At 72.2% G+C, this 17,721-nt stretch carries 15 protein-coding genes and 1 tRNA gene; 6 read left to right on the plus strand and 10 right to left on the minus strand.

The genetic code is table 11. The features are described from left to right. Window positions 1-99: 99 nt before the first annotated feature. Window positions 100-285: a hypothetical protein gene (locus MMR14E_RS28310; RefSeq protein ID WP_331318917.1), complete on the minus strand. Its 186-nt coding sequence runs from the start codon at window positions 283-285 to the stop codon at window positions 100-102. A 127-nt stretch (window positions 286-412) separates the two neighbouring features. On the opposite strand from MMR14E_RS28310, the gene MMR14E_RS28315 reads away from it, so the two are divergent. Together MMR14E_RS28315 and MMR14E_RS28320 are read left to right on the plus strand one after the other, a co-directional pair. Further along, window positions 413-1,828 carry an alpha/beta hydrolase gene (locus MMR14E_RS28315; RefSeq protein WP_419539459.1) on the plus strand — a complete coding sequence of 472 codons (1,416 nt, stop codon included), beginning with the start codon at window positions 413-415 and terminating at the stop codon, window positions 1,826-1,828. Between the two features lie 417 nt (window positions 1,829-2,245). Then, window positions 2,246-4,303, plus strand: a complete 2,058-nt coding sequence (locus MMR14E_RS28320) for a TonB-dependent siderophore receptor (RefSeq protein WP_331318918.1) — start codon at window positions 2,246-2,248, stop codon at window positions 4,301-4,303. 154 nt (window positions 4,304-4,457) lie between these two features. Here the strand turns inward: MMR14E_RS28320 and MMR14E_RS28325 are convergent, their stop codons facing one another. The 8 genes from MMR14E_RS28325 to MMR14E_RS28360 form a co-directional block, all read right to left on the minus strand. Further along, a complete protein-coding gene (locus MMR14E_RS28325) occupies window positions 4,458-6,002 on the minus strand; it encodes an ABC transporter permease (RefSeq protein WP_331318919.1) in 1,545 nt (514 codons plus the stop codon). After that, the gene (locus MMR14E_RS28330) at window positions 6,002-6,694 is read right to left on the minus strand and encodes an ATP-binding cassette domain-containing protein (RefSeq protein ID WP_331318920.1); all 693 of its coding nucleotides are present in this window, start codon (window positions 6,692-6,694) and stop codon (window positions 6,002-6,004) included. Before MMR14E_RS28330 ends, MMR14E_RS28325 begins: the two co-directional genes overlap by 1 nt. Before the next feature lie 5 nt (window positions 6,695-6,699). After that, window positions 6,700-7,635 (minus strand): putative selenate ABC transporter substrate-binding protein, encoded by a 936-nt coding sequence (locus tag MMR14E_RS28335; RefSeq protein WP_331318921.1) that lies wholly within the window; start codon window positions 7,633-7,635, stop codon window positions 6,700-6,702. 165 nt (window positions 7,636-7,800) lie between these two features. Continuing rightward, window positions 7,801-9,126, minus strand: a complete 1,326-nt coding sequence (locus tag MMR14E_RS28340) for an adenylate/guanylate cyclase domain-containing protein (RefSeq protein WP_331318922.1) — start codon at window positions 9,124-9,126, stop codon at window positions 7,801-7,803. Next, window positions 9,126-10,538 (minus strand): GTPase HflX, encoded by a 1,413-nt coding sequence (gene hflX / locus MMR14E_RS28345; protein WP_331318923.1) that lies wholly within the window; start codon window positions 10,536-10,538, stop codon window positions 9,126-9,128. The genes MMR14E_RS28340 and hflX overlap by 1 nt, the downstream gene beginning before the upstream one ends. A gap of 212 nt (window positions 10,539-10,750) precedes the next feature. Continuing rightward, a complete protein-coding gene (gene hfq, locus MMR14E_RS28350; protein WP_007563033.1) occupies window positions 10,751-11,002 on the minus strand; it encodes an RNA chaperone Hfq in 252 nt (83 codons plus the stop codon). 196 nt (window positions 11,003-11,198) lie between these two features. Continuing rightward, window positions 11,199-12,563, minus strand: coding sequence for a sigma-54-dependent transcriptional regulator (locus MMR14E_RS28355; RefSeq protein WP_012318476.1), 1,365 nt, complete (start codon window positions 12,561-12,563; stop codon window positions 11,199-11,201). Further along, window positions 12,560-15,007, minus strand: a complete 2,448-nt coding sequence (locus MMR14E_RS28360; protein ID WP_331318924.1) for a PAS domain-containing sensor histidine kinase — start codon at window positions 15,005-15,007, stop codon at window positions 12,560-12,562. The genes MMR14E_RS28355 and MMR14E_RS28360 overlap by 4 nt, the downstream gene beginning before the upstream one ends. Before the next feature lie 131 nt (window positions 15,008-15,138). Here MMR14E_RS28360 and MMR14E_RS28365 point away from each other — a divergent pair. Beyond that, window positions 15,139-15,231, plus strand: a tRNA-Sec gene (locus tag MMR14E_RS28365). A 210-nt stretch (window positions 15,232-15,441) separates the two neighbouring features. Beyond that, complete coding sequence (locus tag MMR14E_RS28370) at window positions 15,442-15,678, plus strand: hypothetical protein (protein ID WP_331318925.1); 237 nt, start codon at window positions 15,442-15,444, stop codon at window positions 15,676-15,678. Window positions 15,679-15,736: 58 nt separating this feature from the next. Here the strand turns inward: MMR14E_RS28370 and MMR14E_RS28375 are convergent, their stop codons facing one another. Beyond that, window positions 15,737-16,141 (minus strand): hypothetical protein, encoded by a 405-nt coding sequence (locus MMR14E_RS28375; protein WP_331318927.1) that lies wholly within the window; start codon window positions 16,139-16,141, stop codon window positions 15,737-15,739. A gap of 140 nt (window positions 16,142-16,281) precedes the next feature. On the opposite strand from MMR14E_RS28375, the gene MMR14E_RS28380 reads away from it, so the two are divergent. Both MMR14E_RS28380 and MMR14E_RS28385 read left to right on the plus strand, forming a co-directional pair. Then, complete coding sequence (locus tag MMR14E_RS28380; protein ID WP_331318928.1) at window positions 16,282-16,518, plus strand: DUF4170 domain-containing protein; 237 nt, start codon at window positions 16,282-16,284, stop codon at window positions 16,516-16,518. Between the two features lie 234 nt (window positions 16,519-16,752). Next, window positions 16,753-17,697: a ribose-phosphate pyrophosphokinase gene (locus tag MMR14E_RS28385; RefSeq protein WP_012318471.1), complete on the plus strand. Its 945-nt coding sequence runs from the start codon at window positions 16,753-16,755 to the stop codon at window positions 17,695-17,697. Window positions 17,698-17,721 lie beyond the last annotated feature (24 nt).

Raw genomic sequence — 17,721 nt, forward strand, 5'->3', positions numbered from 1 at the left:
CCCTTCCGGACACCCTTCCGGACACCCTTCCGGACACCCTTCCGAACGCGTCACGGTCGCGGCGGCGCGGGCCTGTCGCGCCGCTGTCAGGCCGCCTCGTCAGCCCTGCGGCGGTTCCCGGCGGTCGGCGCGGACCGGCACCGGCACGGCCTTCGGGGCGGATCCGGCGTCGCGGAGGTCGGCCACGATCTGGGCGACGAACGCCCGGAGCGACACGAGGCTGAACAGGGTGATGGACGCGACCAGGGCGGCGGAGACCAGGGTCTTGGCGGTTTCGGGATCCACGGCGGGAGTCCTTGGCTTCGCCCCGCCGCGGGCGATCCGGGCGGGGGGCGCCGCTGGTGGCGCCGGTGTCTGCCCAAGGTGGGCGCGCCGCCCGCGCCGCGCCAGCACCGCCGCGGTCGCGCCTGGYATGCGCGCAGGGCCGGGCTCGGCCGCGATTCAGGTTACCGCGACGCTTCGTCCGGCCCGGGGCGATCGCGCGGGACCGTGCAGCTTTCCTGGCTGGCCGAACGTTGCGTTTCCCGCAATAAGCGCGGCGCGGAGCGGCGCGCATCCGGGAGAGACGGCATGGCCGGCAGCGGCAGCGTGGGCGGCACCGCGAACGACCGCGCGAACGGCTTCCGCGCGGCGCGGCGCGCCGGTCAGGGGNCCCGCCCCGCCGGGAGCGCCGCCGCAGGCCGCGGAGCCGGGCCCGGCCGAGCCGGTGACCCGCGCCGGCTACTTCTACATCGGCGGCCGCTATCAGAAGCTCGGCGACAAGACCGTGATGGTCGGCCAGATGTTCGTGCAGTCGCGCACCCCGGCCCGGGTCACGCAGCCCTACCCGGTGGTGATGGTGCACGGCCTCGCCCAGACCGGCGTGAACTACCTCGCCACCGCGGACGGCCGCCCCGGCTGGGTCCAGCGCTTCGTCGAGAAGGGCTACCAGGTCTACGTGGTCGATCAGGTCGGGCGCGGGCGCTCGGGCACCAACCCGGAGGTCTACGGGCCGTACGACCGGCTCGGCACGCGCAGCCTGGAGCGCACCCACACGGCCCCGGAGGTCTACGATCTCTACCCGCAGGCCAAGCTCCACACCCGCTGGCCGGGCGGGGCCGGCGTGCAGGGCAACGCCGCCTTCGACCAGTTCTTCGCCAGCCAAGTCCCGTTCCTCGCCAACAGCCAGCAGACCGAGGAGCTGGTCGACCCGGCCCTGGTGGCGCTCCTGGACAGGATCGGGCCGGCGATCCTGCTCACCCACGGCCAAGCGGCCCTGTTCGGCTGGGCGGCCTCGGACGCGCGGCCGGACCTCGTGAAGGCGCACGTCGCCGTCGAGCCGAACGGCCCGCCCTTCTTCGACGTGCAGTTCCGCGGCGGCAAGGAGTTCTGGGAGAAGACCGGCGACGGGCGCGCCCGCGCTTACGGGCTGACCCGCATGCCGCTGACCTTCGACCCGCCGGTCAGGGCGCCCGAGGATCTGACCGTGGCGCAGCAGGCCAAGGGATCCGAGTCCAGGCCGGATTCCAAGCCGGATTCCAAGCCGGACACCAGGCCGGACACCAAGCCCGCGGACGGGCGGATCCGCTGCTGGCTGCAGGGCGAGCCGGTCCGGACCCTGCCGAACCTCGCCAAGGTGCCGACCGTGGTGGTGACCGCGGAGGCCTCCTTCCACGCGACCTACGACGACTGCACCGTCGCGTTCCTGACCCAGGCCGGCGCCAGGCCGGACGTGGTCCGGCTGGCCGACCAGGGCCTCCACGGCAACGGCCACATGATGATGCTGGAGACGAACAGCGACGCCGTCGCGGACGTCCTCGCCGGCTGGCTCGCGGGCCGCGTGAAGTAGCCCCGCGGGACCGACTCCGCCGCACCACCGATACGTGTCGCTACGGCAACAGCCGTCGCCTTCCGCGTGAAGGCCGCTTGCGGCCGGCCCCGGCTGTCCGTAGTCGGGTGTATAGAAAGATCAAGTATTACAGCAGTTTATCACAATTCTAAACAGCGCGGCTGAGACGTCGGGGGCGAATCCGGCGCGCGCGGCCGGCTGCCCGCAGCGTCGCATCCGGCAAGGACCATGAGAGCCGTCCACCCCCGCCCCACCCTGCGCGCCCTGCTCGCCGGCGCCTCGCTCGCCGTGCTGGCGCAGGCCGCGCCGCAATCGTGTCCACCGTGATCGGCGATCCGATCGCGGTTCTGGGGGCCGCGCGGGTAGCTCGGGCTGAAGGCCGGCATCGAGGGGGCACGGAGGATCTCGTCGCGTGTCATGGCCGCGGTCCGCGCCGGGGCGCCCGGGCCCGGCGCGGAGAGCCCGACCGGCCCGATCGACGGCTACGTGGCCCGGCGCTCGGCCACCGCGACCAAGACCAACACCCCGCTGATCGAGACCCCGCAATCGATCACCGTGGTCGGCCGGCAGCAGCTCGACACCCAGAACGCCCAGACCCTCACCCAGGCGACCCAGTACGTCGCCGGCACCTACGCGGGCACGTTCGGCGCCGACACGCGCCTCGACTTCTTCCAGCTGCGCGGCTTCGTGGTCAGCGATTACGGCCTCTACCTTAACGGCCTGCAGCTCCTGAACTACGGCTTCGCCTACAGCCGGGTGAACACGTTCGGGCTGGAGCGGATCGAGGTGCTGCGCGGCCCCTCCGCTGTGCTGTTCGGCGCCGGCAATCCCGGCGGCCTGATCAACCAGATCAGCAAGCGCCCGACCGAGAGCCCGTTCGGGCTCATCGAGGTCGGCGGAGGCTCCTTCGACCAGCGCTACGCCGCCTTCGACGTCGGCGGCCCGGCCGACGCCGAGGGGCACTGGTTCACCCGCCTGACCGGCTACGCCCGCAACGGCGGCACGCAGGTCCAGGGGGCGCCGGACGACAGCTACTACATCGCCCCGGCCTTCACCTATAAGCCGGACGGGTCGACCAAGTTCACGGTCCTGTCGAGCTTCCAGCACGACAACACGGCGGTGACGGCGAACTTCCTGCCCTATTACGGGACGGCCCGGCCGACCGTGCTCGGCCTGCGCATCCCGCGCGCCCTCAACGTGGGCGATGCCGGCTTCAACACCTACCGGCGCGACCAGGCCTTCATCGGCTACGAGTTCGAGCACGTCTTCGACGACACCTGGGCGGTGCGCCAGAACGCCCGCTACGCCTACACGCAGAGCTACCAGAACTCGTATATCGGCCAGCTCGGCTACGCCGACCCGCTGCAGACGCAGCTCGGCCGCTACCTGTTCCGGGACTCCGCCAAGATCGCGCAGCTCGACGTCGACACGCAGGCCGAGGCCAAGTTCTCCGACGGCTTCTTCCGCCACGACTTCCTGATGGGCATCGAGTACCGGAACTTCCAGATCCACGACAACCAGGCCTCGGGCTTCCCCGGGCCGAACCTCAGCATCTTCGCGCCCTCTTACGGCCCGCAGACGGTCTCGGCCTCGCCCTACCTCGTCAACGCCGACTCGTTCCAGCAGGTCGGCCTCTACTTCCAGGACCAGATCAAGCTCACGCCGGAGCTGACCCTGATCCTCGGCGGCCGCCAGGACTTCGTCCAGAACACCGTCTACGACCGCCTGACCCCCGCCAACACCAACGGCCGCAACGACAGCGCCTTCACCTACCGGGCGGCGGCGATCTACAATCTCGACTTCGGCCTCGCGCCGTACATCATGTACGCGACCTCGTTCCAGCCCGAGATCGGGTCGGACATCAACAACCGCGCCTTCAAGCCCGACACCGGCGACCAGGTCGAGGGCGGCGTCAAGTTCGAGCCGCCCGGCCAGGGCTACTTCCTGACGCTGGCCGGCTTCGACATCCACCGCAACAACGTGCTCACCCCGAACCCGGTGAACACGCTGTTCAACACCCAGCTCGGCGCGGTGCGCTCCACCGGCTTCGAGGCGCAGCTCGTGGCCAACGTCGCCGACGGCCTCAACCTCGTCGCCTCGTTCACCAAGTTCGACTTCACCACCGTGCGGGATCCCGACCCGGTGCGGGTCGGCAAGACGCCGGTCAACATCCCCCAGACCCTGGCCTCGCTGTTCGCCGACTACACCATCCCGCTCGGGCCGTGGCGCGGCTTCGGCTTCGGCGGCGGCGTGCGCTACGTCGGCAGCTCGTTCGCCGATGTCGGCAACACCCTGCGGGTGCCCGACTACGTGCTGTTCGACGCGCAGGTGCACTACGATGTCGAGAACTGGCGCTTCCAGGTGAACGCCTCGAACCTCGCCGACCGGCGCTACGTCGCCTCCTGCCAGTCGAACGTGTCGTGCTTCTACGGCGACGCCCGGCGGGTGCTGGCGAAGGTCAGCTACAAGTGGTGAGGCGGCCCGGGCGGTTCTTGTTTGCGGCCGCCCGCAGCATGGTGACCAGCCCCGTCATCGCGAGCGTCGCGAGGCGATCCAGGGCAGCGCGGCATCGGCGGGCATGGCGCCGCTGGATCGCTTCGCTCCGCGCGCAACGACGGCGGCGCCCCGCTCAGCCGTCCACCCCCTCCGCCCCGGTGATCGGCTGCGGACCCGACAGCCGGGTCGGCAGGGCGTCTATCCGCAGGGAGCGGCGCAAGGCGCGCGAGAACGCGTCGACCGCCACCGTCATCAGGGCGGTGGCGGCGATCAGCACCGCGGCCACGTCGAGGCGCAGTTCCGAGATCGCGGCGTCCACGTAGAAGCCGAGCGTGGTGACCCCCAGGATCCCGAAGATCGCGCTCTCCCGCAGGATCAGCTCCCAGCGGTAGAGGAGGTAGGCCAGGAACTGCCCGTAGAGCCGCGGCACGGTCTCGTAGGCGTAGAGGTCGAGGCCCCGCGGCGCGTCGGCCCGGTAGGGGATCGCGTCGGCGTGCCGGCCCATCAGGTAGGCGACGATGCCGGCATTGTGCAGCGCCAGCGCCAGGATCGCCGGCAGCATCGAGGGGCCGAGCAGCTGCAGGCCCACATAGGCCAGCACGTATTCCGGCGTGGAGCGCACCACCACGAGGAGCGCCCGCCCCAGGGGCCGCCCGACCGGGCCGGCGAAGCGCCGCGCGGTCAGCGGGAACAGGACGAGGGCCCCGAGGGCGGTGGCGGCCAGGGCGATCTGCGCCAGGATCAGGGTCTGGGCGGTGCCGGGCAGGACCTGCTCGGTCAGGATCGGGCGCAGCCACGACCAGAGCCGCGCCCAGGTCTCGGGCTCGGCGAGCGGCGCGCCCCGGAGCGGCGCCGGCACGACGTCGTGGCCGAGGAAGCGGGCGAGGCTCGGGCCGATCGCCGCGCTGCCGACGGCCGGCGGCAGCGCCAGCGCCGACCCGACGAGGAGGATCGGCAGGGTCCGGGCACGCACCCAGAGCCGCCGCGTGCCGATCAGCGCGTAGAAGATCAGGAGCAGCGCCCCGGCCTCGGCGTAGCGGCCCTGGCGGAAGGCGGATTCGAAGGCGAAGCCCATGGTCGGCAGGCCGATGAAGCCGAGCACGAGGCTGGAGCGCAGGCCGCATTCCAGGCGATAGAGGGTGTAGTCGCGCATCCGCCCGGCCACCTCGGGCAGGCGCGCGTACAGGAAGGCCGAGACCGCGCCGGTGCCCGCGGGCAGGACTTGGAGCGCCGCGAGGTCGGCCTCCTCGATCAGCTCGGCGTAGACCTTGGCGCAGATGCCCGCGTAGGGCAGCGCGATGGCGAGCACGCCGGTGGTCGCCGACAGGCCGAAGACCTGCATCAGCAGCAGCGCCCAGAACAGTTCGTGGACGGCGCGCAGGCCCGCGCAGGCGAGCCGGACGGCGCGCGAGCGGGCGAACGGGACGGCGAGCAGCAGCCCCGCCCCGGCCCCGAGCCCGACGCCGAGCATCGCGAAAGCCACGGTGGTGACGACGCTCCAGCCCTCCACGGCGGGGAAGTCGGGCCGGATCAGGCCGCCCAGCAGCCGGGCGAGGTCGGCGAAGGGGTGGAGCGTCGTGACCTGCAGGTCGGCGACCAGCAGGCCGGCGAGCGCCGCCGCCAGGAACCAGCGGCTCACCGCCGCGTAGCCCGGCCGCGGCAGGAATCCGGCGCGCATCAGGCGGCCTCGTAGAACGGGCTGAGGCGTGCCGGATCGAGGTCCTTCGACGGGGCGTCGAGGACGATGCGGCCGGCCTCCAGCACCACGACCCGGTCGGTGTGGGCGAGGGCCAGGGCGACGTCGTGGAGCGCCAGGATCAGGGTCTCGTGGCTCCGGGCCAGCTCGGCGAGGATCCGGCCGCCCTGCTGGCGGTCCAGAGCCGAGACCGGCTCGTCCCCCACCAGGATCGGCCGGCCGTTGTAGAGGGCGCGGGCCACCGAGACGCGCTGCTGCTGGCCGCCGGAGAGCTCCCCGGCCCGGGCCCAGAGCCGGTCCGCGAGCCCGACCCGGTCGAGGACCGCCTCCACGGCGGCGACGTCGGCCCGCGCCGGCCGGACCAGGGTGCGCAGGTTGTGCAGGGTCGAGCGCCGGTCGAGGCGGCCCATGTAGACGTTGTGGAACACCGAGAGCGGGCGCACCAGGGCGGCGGCCTGCGGCACCAGCGCCACCCGCTCGGGGGCCTGCCCGTGGATCAGGCCGATCAGGGTCGACTTGCCGGCGCCCGAGCGCCCCATGAGCGCGACCCGCTCGCCCGCCCGCACGGTCAGGTCGAGGCCCGACAGAACCGGGCGCCCGTCATAGGCCGCGGAGGCGTTCGCCAGGACGATGGCCGCCTCGGGATCCGCGCCGGCTGCCGCGCCGCCCGACACGCGCGTCAGTCCAGGAGGCCGGTGGAGCGTCCGACCTCGACGAGGGGCTCGTAGGCCGCGTTGGTCACGGGGATGAATCTCGAGCGCCCGAACGGCTCCAGGATCGCCGGATCGGTGATGCCGGTCAGCGCGGCCCGCAGCCTGTCGGTGAAGCCGGCGCCGTAGGTCTGCTCCACGTCGCCCCGCACGGTCCACTGGTAGTCGGGGAAGGTCGGGCTCTCCCAGATCACCGAGACCGCCTGTCGGTCGACCTTGCCGGCCTTCGAGTCGAGGTCCCAGACCGAGTAGTCGACGGCGCCGACCGCGAAGGCGCCGGACTGGACCAGCTGGATCGTACGGGTGTGGTCGCCCGAGAAGCCCACGCGGGCGAAGACCTGCTCGGGGGTCTTCCCCGGGAAGGCCTGCCGGATGAAGTACTCGGGCATCAGCCGCCCGGAGGTCGAGGCGCGGGCGCCGAACGTGAAGGTTTTTCCGGCGACGGCCGTCGGGAAATCCTTCTCCGGCTTCAGCCCGGTGGCGGCGTTGGCGATGAGGTAGGTCTTGAACGCGGCGTCCTCGGCACCCTGCGCGATCGCCTGGGAGCCCGGCACGGCCTTGCGCGCCTGGACGCCGGTGAAGCCGCCGAACCACGCGAGCTGCACCTGCCCGTTGGTGAAGGCGGTGACCGCCGCCGGGTAGCTCTTCACCGGGATGTAGCGCACCGGCACGCCGAGCTCGGCCTCCAGATAGGCGGCGACCTTGCCGAAGCGCTCGACGAGCCGGCTCTCGTCCTGGTCGGGGATGCCGGTGAAGACGAGGGGCGGGAGCGCCTTCGGCGCCGGCTTGTCCTGCGCCCGCGCCGGCCCGGCGGCGGCCAGGGCCGCCAGGGTCGCCGCGGCCCCCAGGGCGAGCCGCCCCAGCCAGCCCGGTCCCGGCTTCGATCCCGATCTCGATCCCCGCATCGCGTCCTCGTGGCACCGCGCCCACGCACGGTGGGCTCGCAAGACCGTGGGCGTAGCAGAAGACGCCGCGCGCGCCAGCCTCGATCCCGCGATACCGGCGCCCTGCGACGCCGGGAGAGCGCCGGGAGAGCGCCGGGAGGGCGCCCGAGACCGACGGGCGCCGCGTCAGGCGCCCGGCGCCACCGCGATCGCCGACAGGGTGAGGGGCTCCGGCAGGGCGGCGTCCGGCACCGGCACGGTCCGGATCCCCGCCGGGAGCGCGCCCCCGAGCAGGTCCAGGAAGTCTCCCGAGGCGGCGAGCTCGATCTCGGCCGCCTTGGCCTGCGTCTCGATCCGCGCCAGGGCGTTCATCGCCGGGCCCAGCACCGTGTACTCGGCCCGGACTCCGTCGTCGAAGACCCCGACCAGCAGGTCGCCCGCGTGGAGGGCGACCACGACCCGCAGGGCGAACAGCCCCTCCCGGGCGCGGGCCGCGTTGAGGGCGGCGATCCGGTCGCGGATCGACAGGGCGCAGGCGAGCGCCGCGCGCGCCTGGACGTCGGGATGGCCGACGACGAACTGCACCAGCACCGCGTCGCCGATGTACTTGTCGACGAGGCCGCCCTGCTCCGCCACCGCCGCCTGGGCGGCCGCCCGGACCGCCAGCAGGGCCGTCACCATGGCCTCGGGCGGGTGCTCGCGGGAGAGCCGCGAGAAGCCGCGGATGTCGAGGATCATCAGGCAGGCGTGGCGCCGGTGGATGCCGAGGCCGGAATCGCCGTCCTCGGCGGCGAGGTCGAGGGCGACCGTGCCGGGCACGAAGCGGGCGAGCTGGGAGCGCTCGTGCTCCATGCGCAAGGCCCGCGCCACCGCGGCGCGCAGGCGGATCATGCCGTCGACAACCAGGAATCCCGCCGCCACGAAGGTGGCGAGTCCGGTGACCTGCGCGGTCGGGAAGGTGTCGGCGTTCGGGAACAGGTCGGGATGGACCAGGCCGACCAGGAAGGCCGCGCTCCAGCAGACGGTGACCAGCCCGCAGAACAGCAGGGTCTGCGCCACCCGCATGCTCAGGCCGGTCTGGAGCAGGAGCAGGAAGGCGGGCAGGCGGCTCACCGCGTCGGCGCCGAGCCCGGCCCCGCCGCCGGCCAGCATGTGCTCGATGATCACGTAGACGGCGAGGCCGGCATTGAGCCCGGTGCCGGCCCAGCTGTAGGCGTTGGCCGCGGGGCCGCCGCCCCGCTCGCGGAGCCCGAACCAGACCGTGCCGAGCCCGTACAGGCCGAGGATCAGCCAGTGGCTCAGGGCGTGCAGGGAGCCGTCATAGGCCTGGGCCGCCATCAGCAGCACCAGCACGATCACCACCCGCAGGCCGAGCAGGCGCAGGCCGCCGCCGGCCTGCATGGCCCGCAGCACCGCCTCGTCGTCGGATGCGGGATCCGCCCGGCGCTCGGCCGGAGCCCGCGCGGGGCGCAGCGCGGAGAGCGTCGGGTTGCCGGCGCTGCCCGAGGCCATCAACCGCCCCGGCCGAGGCGCCGGGCCGCCGCGAAGCGGTTGAGGAAGCGCGGCTCCTTCTCGGGGGCGATCCGGATCGCGAGGTGCAGGGTGCCGTCGGCCTCCGACCGGCGGTCGAGGATCTCGGCGTTCTCGTAGAGCCAGTTCAGGGCCGCGCCGTCCTCCGGCGGCAGCGCCACCGCGAAGCTCGCCCGGTTGCGCCCGATCCGCGCCTCGATCCGGCTGGTCAGCGCCGCGAGCCCCTCCCCGGTCAGCGCCGAGACCAGGACCGGCGCGGCGCTGTCCCGGTCGTTGCGGGCCTTGGCCTGGCCGCTGAGGTTCAGGAGCCGGGTGCGCTCGTCGGCGTCCAGCAGGTCGGCCTTGTTCCAGACCTCGATGATCCGGTCGGCGCTGGTCTCGATGCCGAGTTCGCGCAGCACCGCACCGACATCCTCGGCCTGGGCCTCGGAATCGACGTGGGAGACGTCGCGCACGTGGAGCAGCACGTCGGCCTCGATGGCGTCCTCGAGCGTCGCCCGGAAGGCCGCGATCAGGGGCGTCGGCAGGTCGGAGATGAAGCCCACCGTGTCGGACAGGATCACGGTCTCGCCGTGGGGCAGCTTGGTCGCCCGGGCGGTGGGGTCGAGGGTCGCGAACAGCATGTCCTTGGCGGTGACCTCGGCCTGGGTCAGCGTGTTGAACAGGCTCGACTTGCCGGCGTTCGTGTAGCCCACCAGCGCCACGATCGGGTACGGCACCCGCGCCCGGCTCTGCCGGTGCAGGCCGCGGGTGCGCACCACGGCGTCGAGGTCGCGCTCGATCCGGGTCATGCGCTCCTGGATCATGCGCCGGTCGGCCTCGATCTGGGTCTCGCCGGGGCCGCCCAGGAAGCCGAAGCCGCCGCGCTGCCGCTCCAGGTGGGTCCAGGACCGGACGAGCCGGGATTTCTGGTAGGCGAGGTGGGCGTGCTCGACCTGCAGCGTGCCCTCGCGGGTCGAGGCGCGCCGCCCGAAGATCTCCAGGATCAGGCCGGTGCGGTCGATGACCTTGGCGCCCCAGGCCTTCTCGAGGTTGCGCTGCTGCACCGGCGACAGGGCGCAGTCCATCACGACGAGGCCGATCTCCCGGGCGCGGATCAGGCCGGCGATCTCCTCGACCCGGCCCTTGCCGAGATAGGTGGAGGGCCGGATCCGCGGCAGGCTGATCGCGAGGCTCTCGACCACGTCGAGCTCGATCGCGGCGGCGAGCCCGGTCGCCTCGTCGAGGCGGGCCTCCACGGAGCGGGTGGGCACGGCCTGTCCCGGACCGGCCCCGTAGGCGTTGCGCGCCAGATAGGGGCCGATCACCAGGGTGTGGGTCGCCGCGGCGATCTCGCCCTCGGGGGCGGCCTGCGCCTGGAGGCGGGCTTCGCCGGACGTCAGCGTCTCGCTCATGCAGCCTTTGACACCGCCGCCCCGGGCGACGGCTTCGTTGGAGAGGTCGGAGTGTCAGAATGGGGATGCGGGCGGGCCGGGCCAAGATGCCGGCCGCGAACGGACACAGATATCCGCCGGCGGGCGGGGTCTCCCCCCGTCCCCGCCGCGCGGCGGCACCGCGGTCCGTCCCGCTCCCCGGTGCCGCCGCTCGGCGCCGCGGCCGCCGACCCTCACGCTTTCTCGGCCGTCTCGTCCGGCTCGAACAGCTGCACCGGGTGGCCCGGCATGATCGTCGAGATCGCGTGCTTGTAGACCAGCTGCGAGTGCCCGTCCCGGCGCAGCAGCACGCAGAAATTGTCGAACCACGTCACCACGCCCTGGAGCTTGACGCCGTTGACGAGGAAGATGGTCAGCGGAATCTTGTTCTTGCGGACATGGTTGAGAAAGGTGTCCTGAAGGTTCTGTGCGCGTTCGCCCGCCATCTTCTTGGCCTTCTTGTTGTCCCGGCTCGCTGGGCCCGGGATGGGTATGCCGCCGGCCGGATCGTCCGATCATCCGGTCCAGGGCCGTGTATACAAACACCATGACGACGTGAAAGCGTGGGCGCAAGCAACCCCCGTTCCAGCCGATCCGTGACGGATCGGCCCCGCTCTCAACCCGCGCGCCGGCGCCGCGCCCTCACGGGCCGATGCCGAGGGACTTCAACTTGCGGTGCAAGGCCGAGCGCTCCATGCCGATGAATTCGGCGGTGCGCGAGATGTTGCCCGAGAACCGCGCGATCTGCGCCACGAGGTACTCGCGCTCGAAGATCTCGCGGGCCTCGCGCAGGGCGAGGCTCATGAGCTTCTCGCCGCCCGCGCCGCCGGGCGTCGTCGGCACCAGGGCGCCGATCTCGGAGGGCAGCATCTCGGAGGTGACCTCCTGCTCCGGGTCGGCCTGGGTCAGGATCATCAGCCGCTCGACGTTGTTCTTGAGCTGGCGGACGTTGCCCGGCCAGTTGTGCGACTGCAGCACCGCCATGGCGTCCTCGGCGATCCGGCGCTTGGGCAGGCCGGTCTGGGACGAGATGTTGTCCATGAAGAACTGGATCAGCTCGGGCACGTCCTCACGGCGCTCCGACAGGGCTGGCACCCGGATCGGCACCACCGACAGGCGGTGGAACAGGTCCTCGCGGAAGCGGCCCGCGGCGATCTCCTCCTGGAGGTCCCGGGAGGAGGACGAGATGATCCGCACGTCGACGTGGACCCGGGTCGTGCCGCCGACCCGCTGGAAGTTCTGATCGACCAGAACGCGCAGGATCCGGTTCTGGGTCTCGCGCGGCATGTCGGCGACCTCGTCGAGGTAGAGGGTGCCGCCATGGGCCTCCTCCAGGGCGCCGACCCGGCGGCCGCTCTCGCCCTCGACCCCGAACAGCTCCGCCTCCATGGTCTCGGGCAGGATCGCCGCCGCGTTGAGCAGCACGAAGGGGCCGTTCGCCCGGGCCGAGGCCTTGTGCAGGCTGCGCGCGGCGAGTTCCTTGCCGGAGCCCAAGGCCCCGGTGATCATCACCCGGGCGTTGGTCGGCGCCACCCGGTCGAGGGTCTGGCGCAGCTGGTTGATGGCGAGCGACGTGCCGACGATCCGGTTGGTGGCGCCGGAGCGCGCCGTCAGGTCGCGGACCTCGCGCCGGAGCCGGGAGGCTTCCAGGGCCCGCTCGGCCACGAGGATCAGCCGGTCGGCCTTGAACGGCTTCTCGATGAAGTCGTAGGCGCCCGCCTTGATGGCCGAGACCGCGGTCTCGATGTTGCCGTGGCCCGAGATCATCACCACCGGCAGGTCGGGATTGGCGGCCTTGATCAGGTCGAGCACCTGCAGGCCGTCGAGCCGGGAGCCCTGCAGCCAGATGTCGAGGAAGACGAGGTGCGGCCGGCGCGCCTCGATGGCGGCGAGCGCCTCGTCCGAGCCGCCGGCCGTGCGGCAGCGGTGGCCCTCGTCGTCCAGGATCCCGGCCACGAGGTCGCGGATGTCGGCCTCGTCGTCGACGATCAGGATATCGGCGCTCATGCGTGCATCTCCGCGATCCGGGGGGCCGTCGGCGCGGCGCCCTTCTCCTCTGTCGTGACGGGTAGGGTCTCAGGGGCCGCCGCCGCCGGCTCGGGCCCGTGCTCGCGCGGGACCCGCATCCGGACCTGGCCGCCGCGGCCGGCGGGATTGTCGTTCAGCTCGATCCCGCCGCCGTGCTCCTCAAGCACCTTGCTGACGATAGCAAGCCCCAGTCCGGTGCCACCCTCGCGGGTGGTCATGTAGGGCTCGAGCAGGCGCTGGCGCCCCTCGGCCGGAAATCCCTTGCCGTTGTCGGTGACGGCGATCACCGCGAACCCGTCCTCGACGGCGAGGCTCAAGGCGATCTTGCCCTTGCCGAGCTCGGCCTCCGGCACCTCGGCCACCGCCTCGACGGCGTTCTTGAGGATGTTGGTGATCACCTGGCTGAGCAGCCGGATGTCGAAGGCCGCCACGATCTTCTCCGAGCTCCCCGCGCCGCCCTGGGCCGAGAACGCGAAGTCGATGTCCGGGTGCGCCACGCGCATCATGAACAGGTTCTGCTTGGCGATCTCGGTGAGGTCGTTCGGCGCGATCGCCGGCTTGGGCATCCGCGCGAAGGCCGAGAACTCGTCGACCATGCGCTTGATCTCGTCCACTTGCCGCACGATCGTGGCGGTGCACTGGTCGAACACCTCCTTGTCGGCGGTGATGACCTTCCCGTACTTGCGCCGGATCCGCTCGGCGGAGAGCTGGATCGGGGTCAGCGGGTTCTTGATCTCGTGGGCGATGCGGCGCGCCACGTCGCCCCAGGCGGAGCTGCGCTGCGCCTGGACGAGGTCGGTGATGTCGTCGAGCGTCACCACCGAGCCGCGGGAGGCCCCCTGCGCCTGCTCGCTCGTGACCCGCACCGTGATGGTGCGCTCGCCCCGGGACCGGGTGAGCTGGACCTGCTGCTGCTGCAGGCTGCGCGGGCGCGCCTCGCTCTCGGCGAGCACGGGGGCGAGTTCCGGCACGGCGCGGCCCAGCGGCTGGCCGACCAGGGCGTCGCTGTCCAGGTCGAGCATCCGCTCGGCCGCCGGGTTGGCGATGGTGACGAAGCCCGCCGCGTCGAGGCCGATCACCCCGGGCGAGACCCCCGACAGCACGGCCTCGGTGAAGCGGCGGCGGGTGTCGATCAGGTCGCTCGCGGCGATCAGCCCGGCGTGCTGGCGGCGCAGCTCCTGGGTCATCTTGTTGAAGCTCTCGCCGAGATGGGCGAGGTCGCCGCTGGTCTTCTTGGTCGGCACCTGGGCGTAGAAATTGCCCGACGCCACCTGGTCGGCGGCGTTGATCAGCCGGCGGATCGGCGCCACGAACCGGTTGGCGAAGTTCATCCCGAACCAGACGGCCGAGAGCAGCGCGATCAGGGCGATCAGCAGGAACACCGACGCGAAGGTGATCTGGATCGAGCGGCGCAGCGAATCGTAGGTGAGGTACTCGGCCGCCGCCGCCCGGGAGACGCCGGGGAACTCGATGGCGAGCTGGCTCACCTCCCGCTGCACCATCAGCACGGCGTCGTCGTAGGCCGGCATGCGCAGCAGCGCGGCGAAGACCCGGCCCTCGGTGGGCAGGAGGCAGATCGGGTCGGCGGAGTTGGCCGCGTCCTCGAAGGCCGCCGCCGAGGGCAGGCGGTTCGTCTTCAGGACGTCGATCTTGGCCCGGGCGACGACCTCGGTGGGCCCGCGCATGATCTGCGCCACCGGCAGCCCGAGATTGGTCGCCCGGGTGGTCAGGAAGGTCTGGAACCAGTCCCGGTTCACGTCGAAGTTCGGCCGGGCCCGGGTGAGGTCGTCGGCGAGGATGCGGATCTCGCGGGCGAGGCTCTGGCACTGGTTCTCCTGGTAGGCGTCGGCCACCTCCACGGATTTCAGCACCACGTCGCGGACCCGGTCGGTGAAGCCGAGCGACAGGCCCCGGTCGATCGTCACCGAGGCGACCACGGCGAGCAGGATCGTCGGCAGGATCGCGATCAGCGAGAACAGGCCGACGATGCGGGTGTGCAGGCGCGCCACCGCGGCGTTGGCCTTGCGGGCGTGCAGGAAGACCCGCGCCTCCCAGGCGATGATGACCGCGAGGCCGAGCACCAGGGCGGCGTTGATGGCGAGCAGCGTCACGCCGTAGGCCGGCGTCGGCGTCACCCGGATCACCCCGGCCAGGATCAGGAAGGTCGCCAGCGCCGAGACCAGGGCGGTGACCACCATCGCGGCGCCGATCCAGCCGGGACCGCGCGGGCCCGGCCGCAGCGATTCCGCCAGGGGCGTGCCTGACGGCTGGGACGCCGGCTGGGACGCCCCGGGGCCCGCGGGCGTGCCCGCGTCCTGCTGATCCGCGGCCGGCCGGGCCGCGTCCTGGCCCGCCCCGTCGATGCCCCTCTCGGGGACCGGCGTGGGGCCTTCCTCTGTCCGTGAGCGTCTCAGGAACGGCATGACTGGTGCAGGGCCACAACAGTGTGGCGGAATTAATACGAATCCGGGCGTTCGGGCGGCGGACCCGCGGCGCGATCCGCCGCAGGGGGACGGCCTTGACCCCACCCCGCCCGGCTCGTACCCCCGGCCGCGGAGGCGAACGGGGTCTGGTGGCCCTCCTGGTCTTCAAAACCAGCGGTACGCCAACAGCGTACGGTGGGTTCGATTCCCATCCGCTTCCGCCAATCTTCAGACAATCGCAACCGATGAACCAGTGTTCGCCGATATCCAGGCGACACGTGCGACAAAATTCGCAATACTGCTGCGTCGGAACTGTGGGGGTGCCGGCCCGTTTCCCGCGATCGATCCCGCACGGGTACCCGCGTGAAGAACCGGTCCGCCGCCACCGTCCCGTTCCCGCCGGCCTCGGCCGGCCGTGCGCGCTGAGGCCGGCCATGCTGGACAGACTCGTCACGCTCCTCCCGCCCGGCGCCCGCGAGGCGCTGCGCACCCTCGCGGCGCGCCGGCCGGCGCGTCAGCCGGGGGCCGAGGCCACGATCCTGCCGGGACTCGACACGCGGCCCGCCCCGATGGCGCCGCTGCACCCGCCCGCCGCCATCAACGACAATCCCCTTCAGGCCCTCCACGACGCCGTCGAGCGGGATCTGCGCGCCAGCGGGCACCTGCGCTGATCGCGGGCCGAGGAGCTGGGCGAGGGGCTGACCGGAAGCGTGACCGGGGACCCGTCCGTCAGCGCTTGGCCGGCGCGGGGGCCTCGGGAATCGTCCCGGGCGCGATCCAGTGGCAGGCGGTGGTGCCGCGCACGCCGGCACAGTCGTAGCTCTGGCCGCCCAGCGTCACCTTGTCGACGATGCCGGTGAGCTCCGTGCGCGCCAGCGCCGCGCAGCCGAGATGGTCCGCCTTGGGATCGGCCAGATGCGCCGCGGCGGCGGCCGCGCCGTCGCGCATCAGCATGCGGTAATTGGCCAGCGACGGGCAGCCGATCACCGGCGGTCCGGCCCGCCGGTCCGGAACGCTCCTGTCGGATCCGGCCGCGCGGGGCGCGCGGGGGACCTGCTGGGCCTGAACCTGCGCCGCGCCGAGGCCGAGGGCCAGCGCGACGGGGACGGCGTTGGAGAGGAGGCGGCGTGTCATCGGCCGCTCGTAGCACGGCGCGTCCGGGGTTGCGCATCCGCCGCGCAGACCTGCGGCGGGCTCGGGGCTCGCCTGCGGATGTTCAGGCTTGACCGCGGGCCCGCCATTTGCGAGCGCCGCGAAGGAACGGAGGACGGGCCATGACGACGGCAATCGACAGCGACCAGAAGCTGCACTTGGTCTTCGGCGGTGAATTGCAGGATCTCGACGGGGTCCGGTTCCGGGACATCAAGAACCTCGACATCGTCGGCATCTTCCCGGACTACGCCTCCGCCCAGGCCGCGTGGCGGGCCAAGGCCCAGGCCACCGTCGACAGCGCGCAGACGCGCTACTTCGTGGTTCACCTGCACCGGCTGCTGGAGCCGCCGGCCGCCTGAGGGGACCGGGCGCGCGGCCCCGGTCCGGCCCCGGTCCGGGCCTGGCTCCGGGACCCCGCGCATCCGCGATGAGTGCGCAGGGCGTGCGCGGTGCGTGCGGGGCGGCCGTGAAGGCATTGTGACACTTCCTGCCCGCTGCTAAGAGCCTCGCCCGTCATCGGATCGTTCCGGCTCCCCGGGAGACCGGTCTGAACAAGAGCGGCGGGAGGTCCGGCCGCGAGCGAGCGGCCGCCCATGAAATCCTCGATCAAGATCATCGCCGGGAATGCCAGCCGGCCCCTGGCCGAGGCGATCGCGGCCTATCTCGAACTGCCGCTCGCCAAGTGCATGGTCCGGCGCTTCGCCGACATGGAGATCTTCGTCGAGCTCCAGGAGAACGTGCGCGGCGAGGACGTGTTCATCGTCCAGTCGACCTCGTTCCCGGCGAACGACCACCTGATGGAGCTGCTGATCATGATCGACGCCGCGCGCCGGTCCTCGGCCCGGCGCATCACGGCGGTGATCCCGTATTTCGGCTACGCGCGGCAGGACCGGCGCACCTCCGGCCGCACCCCGATCTCGGCCAAGCTGGTGGCGAACCTGATCACCGAGGCGGGCGCCGACCGCGTCCTGACCCTCGACCTCCATGCCGGCCAGATCCAGGGCTTCTTCGACATCCCCACCGACAACCTGTTCGCCGCCCCCGTGATGGTGCGCGACATCAAGGAGCGGCTGCCGAGCGCCGACCGGATGGTGGTCTCGCCGGACGTCGGCGGCGTGGTCCGGGCCCGGGCCATCGCCAAGCGGATCGACTGCCCGCTGGCCATCGTCGACAAGCGCCGCGAGCGCCCCGGCGAGTCCGAGGTGATGAACATCATCGGCGAGGTCGAGGGCCGTTCCTGCATCCTCGTGGACGACATCGTCGATTCGGGCGGCACCCTGGTCAACGCCGCCGAGGCCCTGCTCAACGCCGGCGCCAAGGACGTCTCGGCCTACATCACCCACGGCGTGCTGTCGGGCGGCGCGGTCTCGCGCATCGCCGCCTCGCGGATGAAGGAGCTGGTGATCACCGACTCGATCCAGCCGACCCAGGCCGTCAAGCTCGCCCGCAACATCCGGGTGGCGACCATCGCGCCGCTGCTCGGCGAGGCGATCGGCCGGACCGCGACGGAATCCAGCGTCTCCAGCCTGTTCGACTGACCGGCCGCCGGGCGGCCCGTCCCC

The sequence above is a fragment of the Methylobacterium mesophilicum genome, assembly GCF_036441335.1.
Classification (GTDB): domain Bacteria; phylum Pseudomonadota; class Alphaproteobacteria; order Rhizobiales; family Beijerinckiaceae; genus Methylobacterium; species Methylobacterium mesophilicum_B.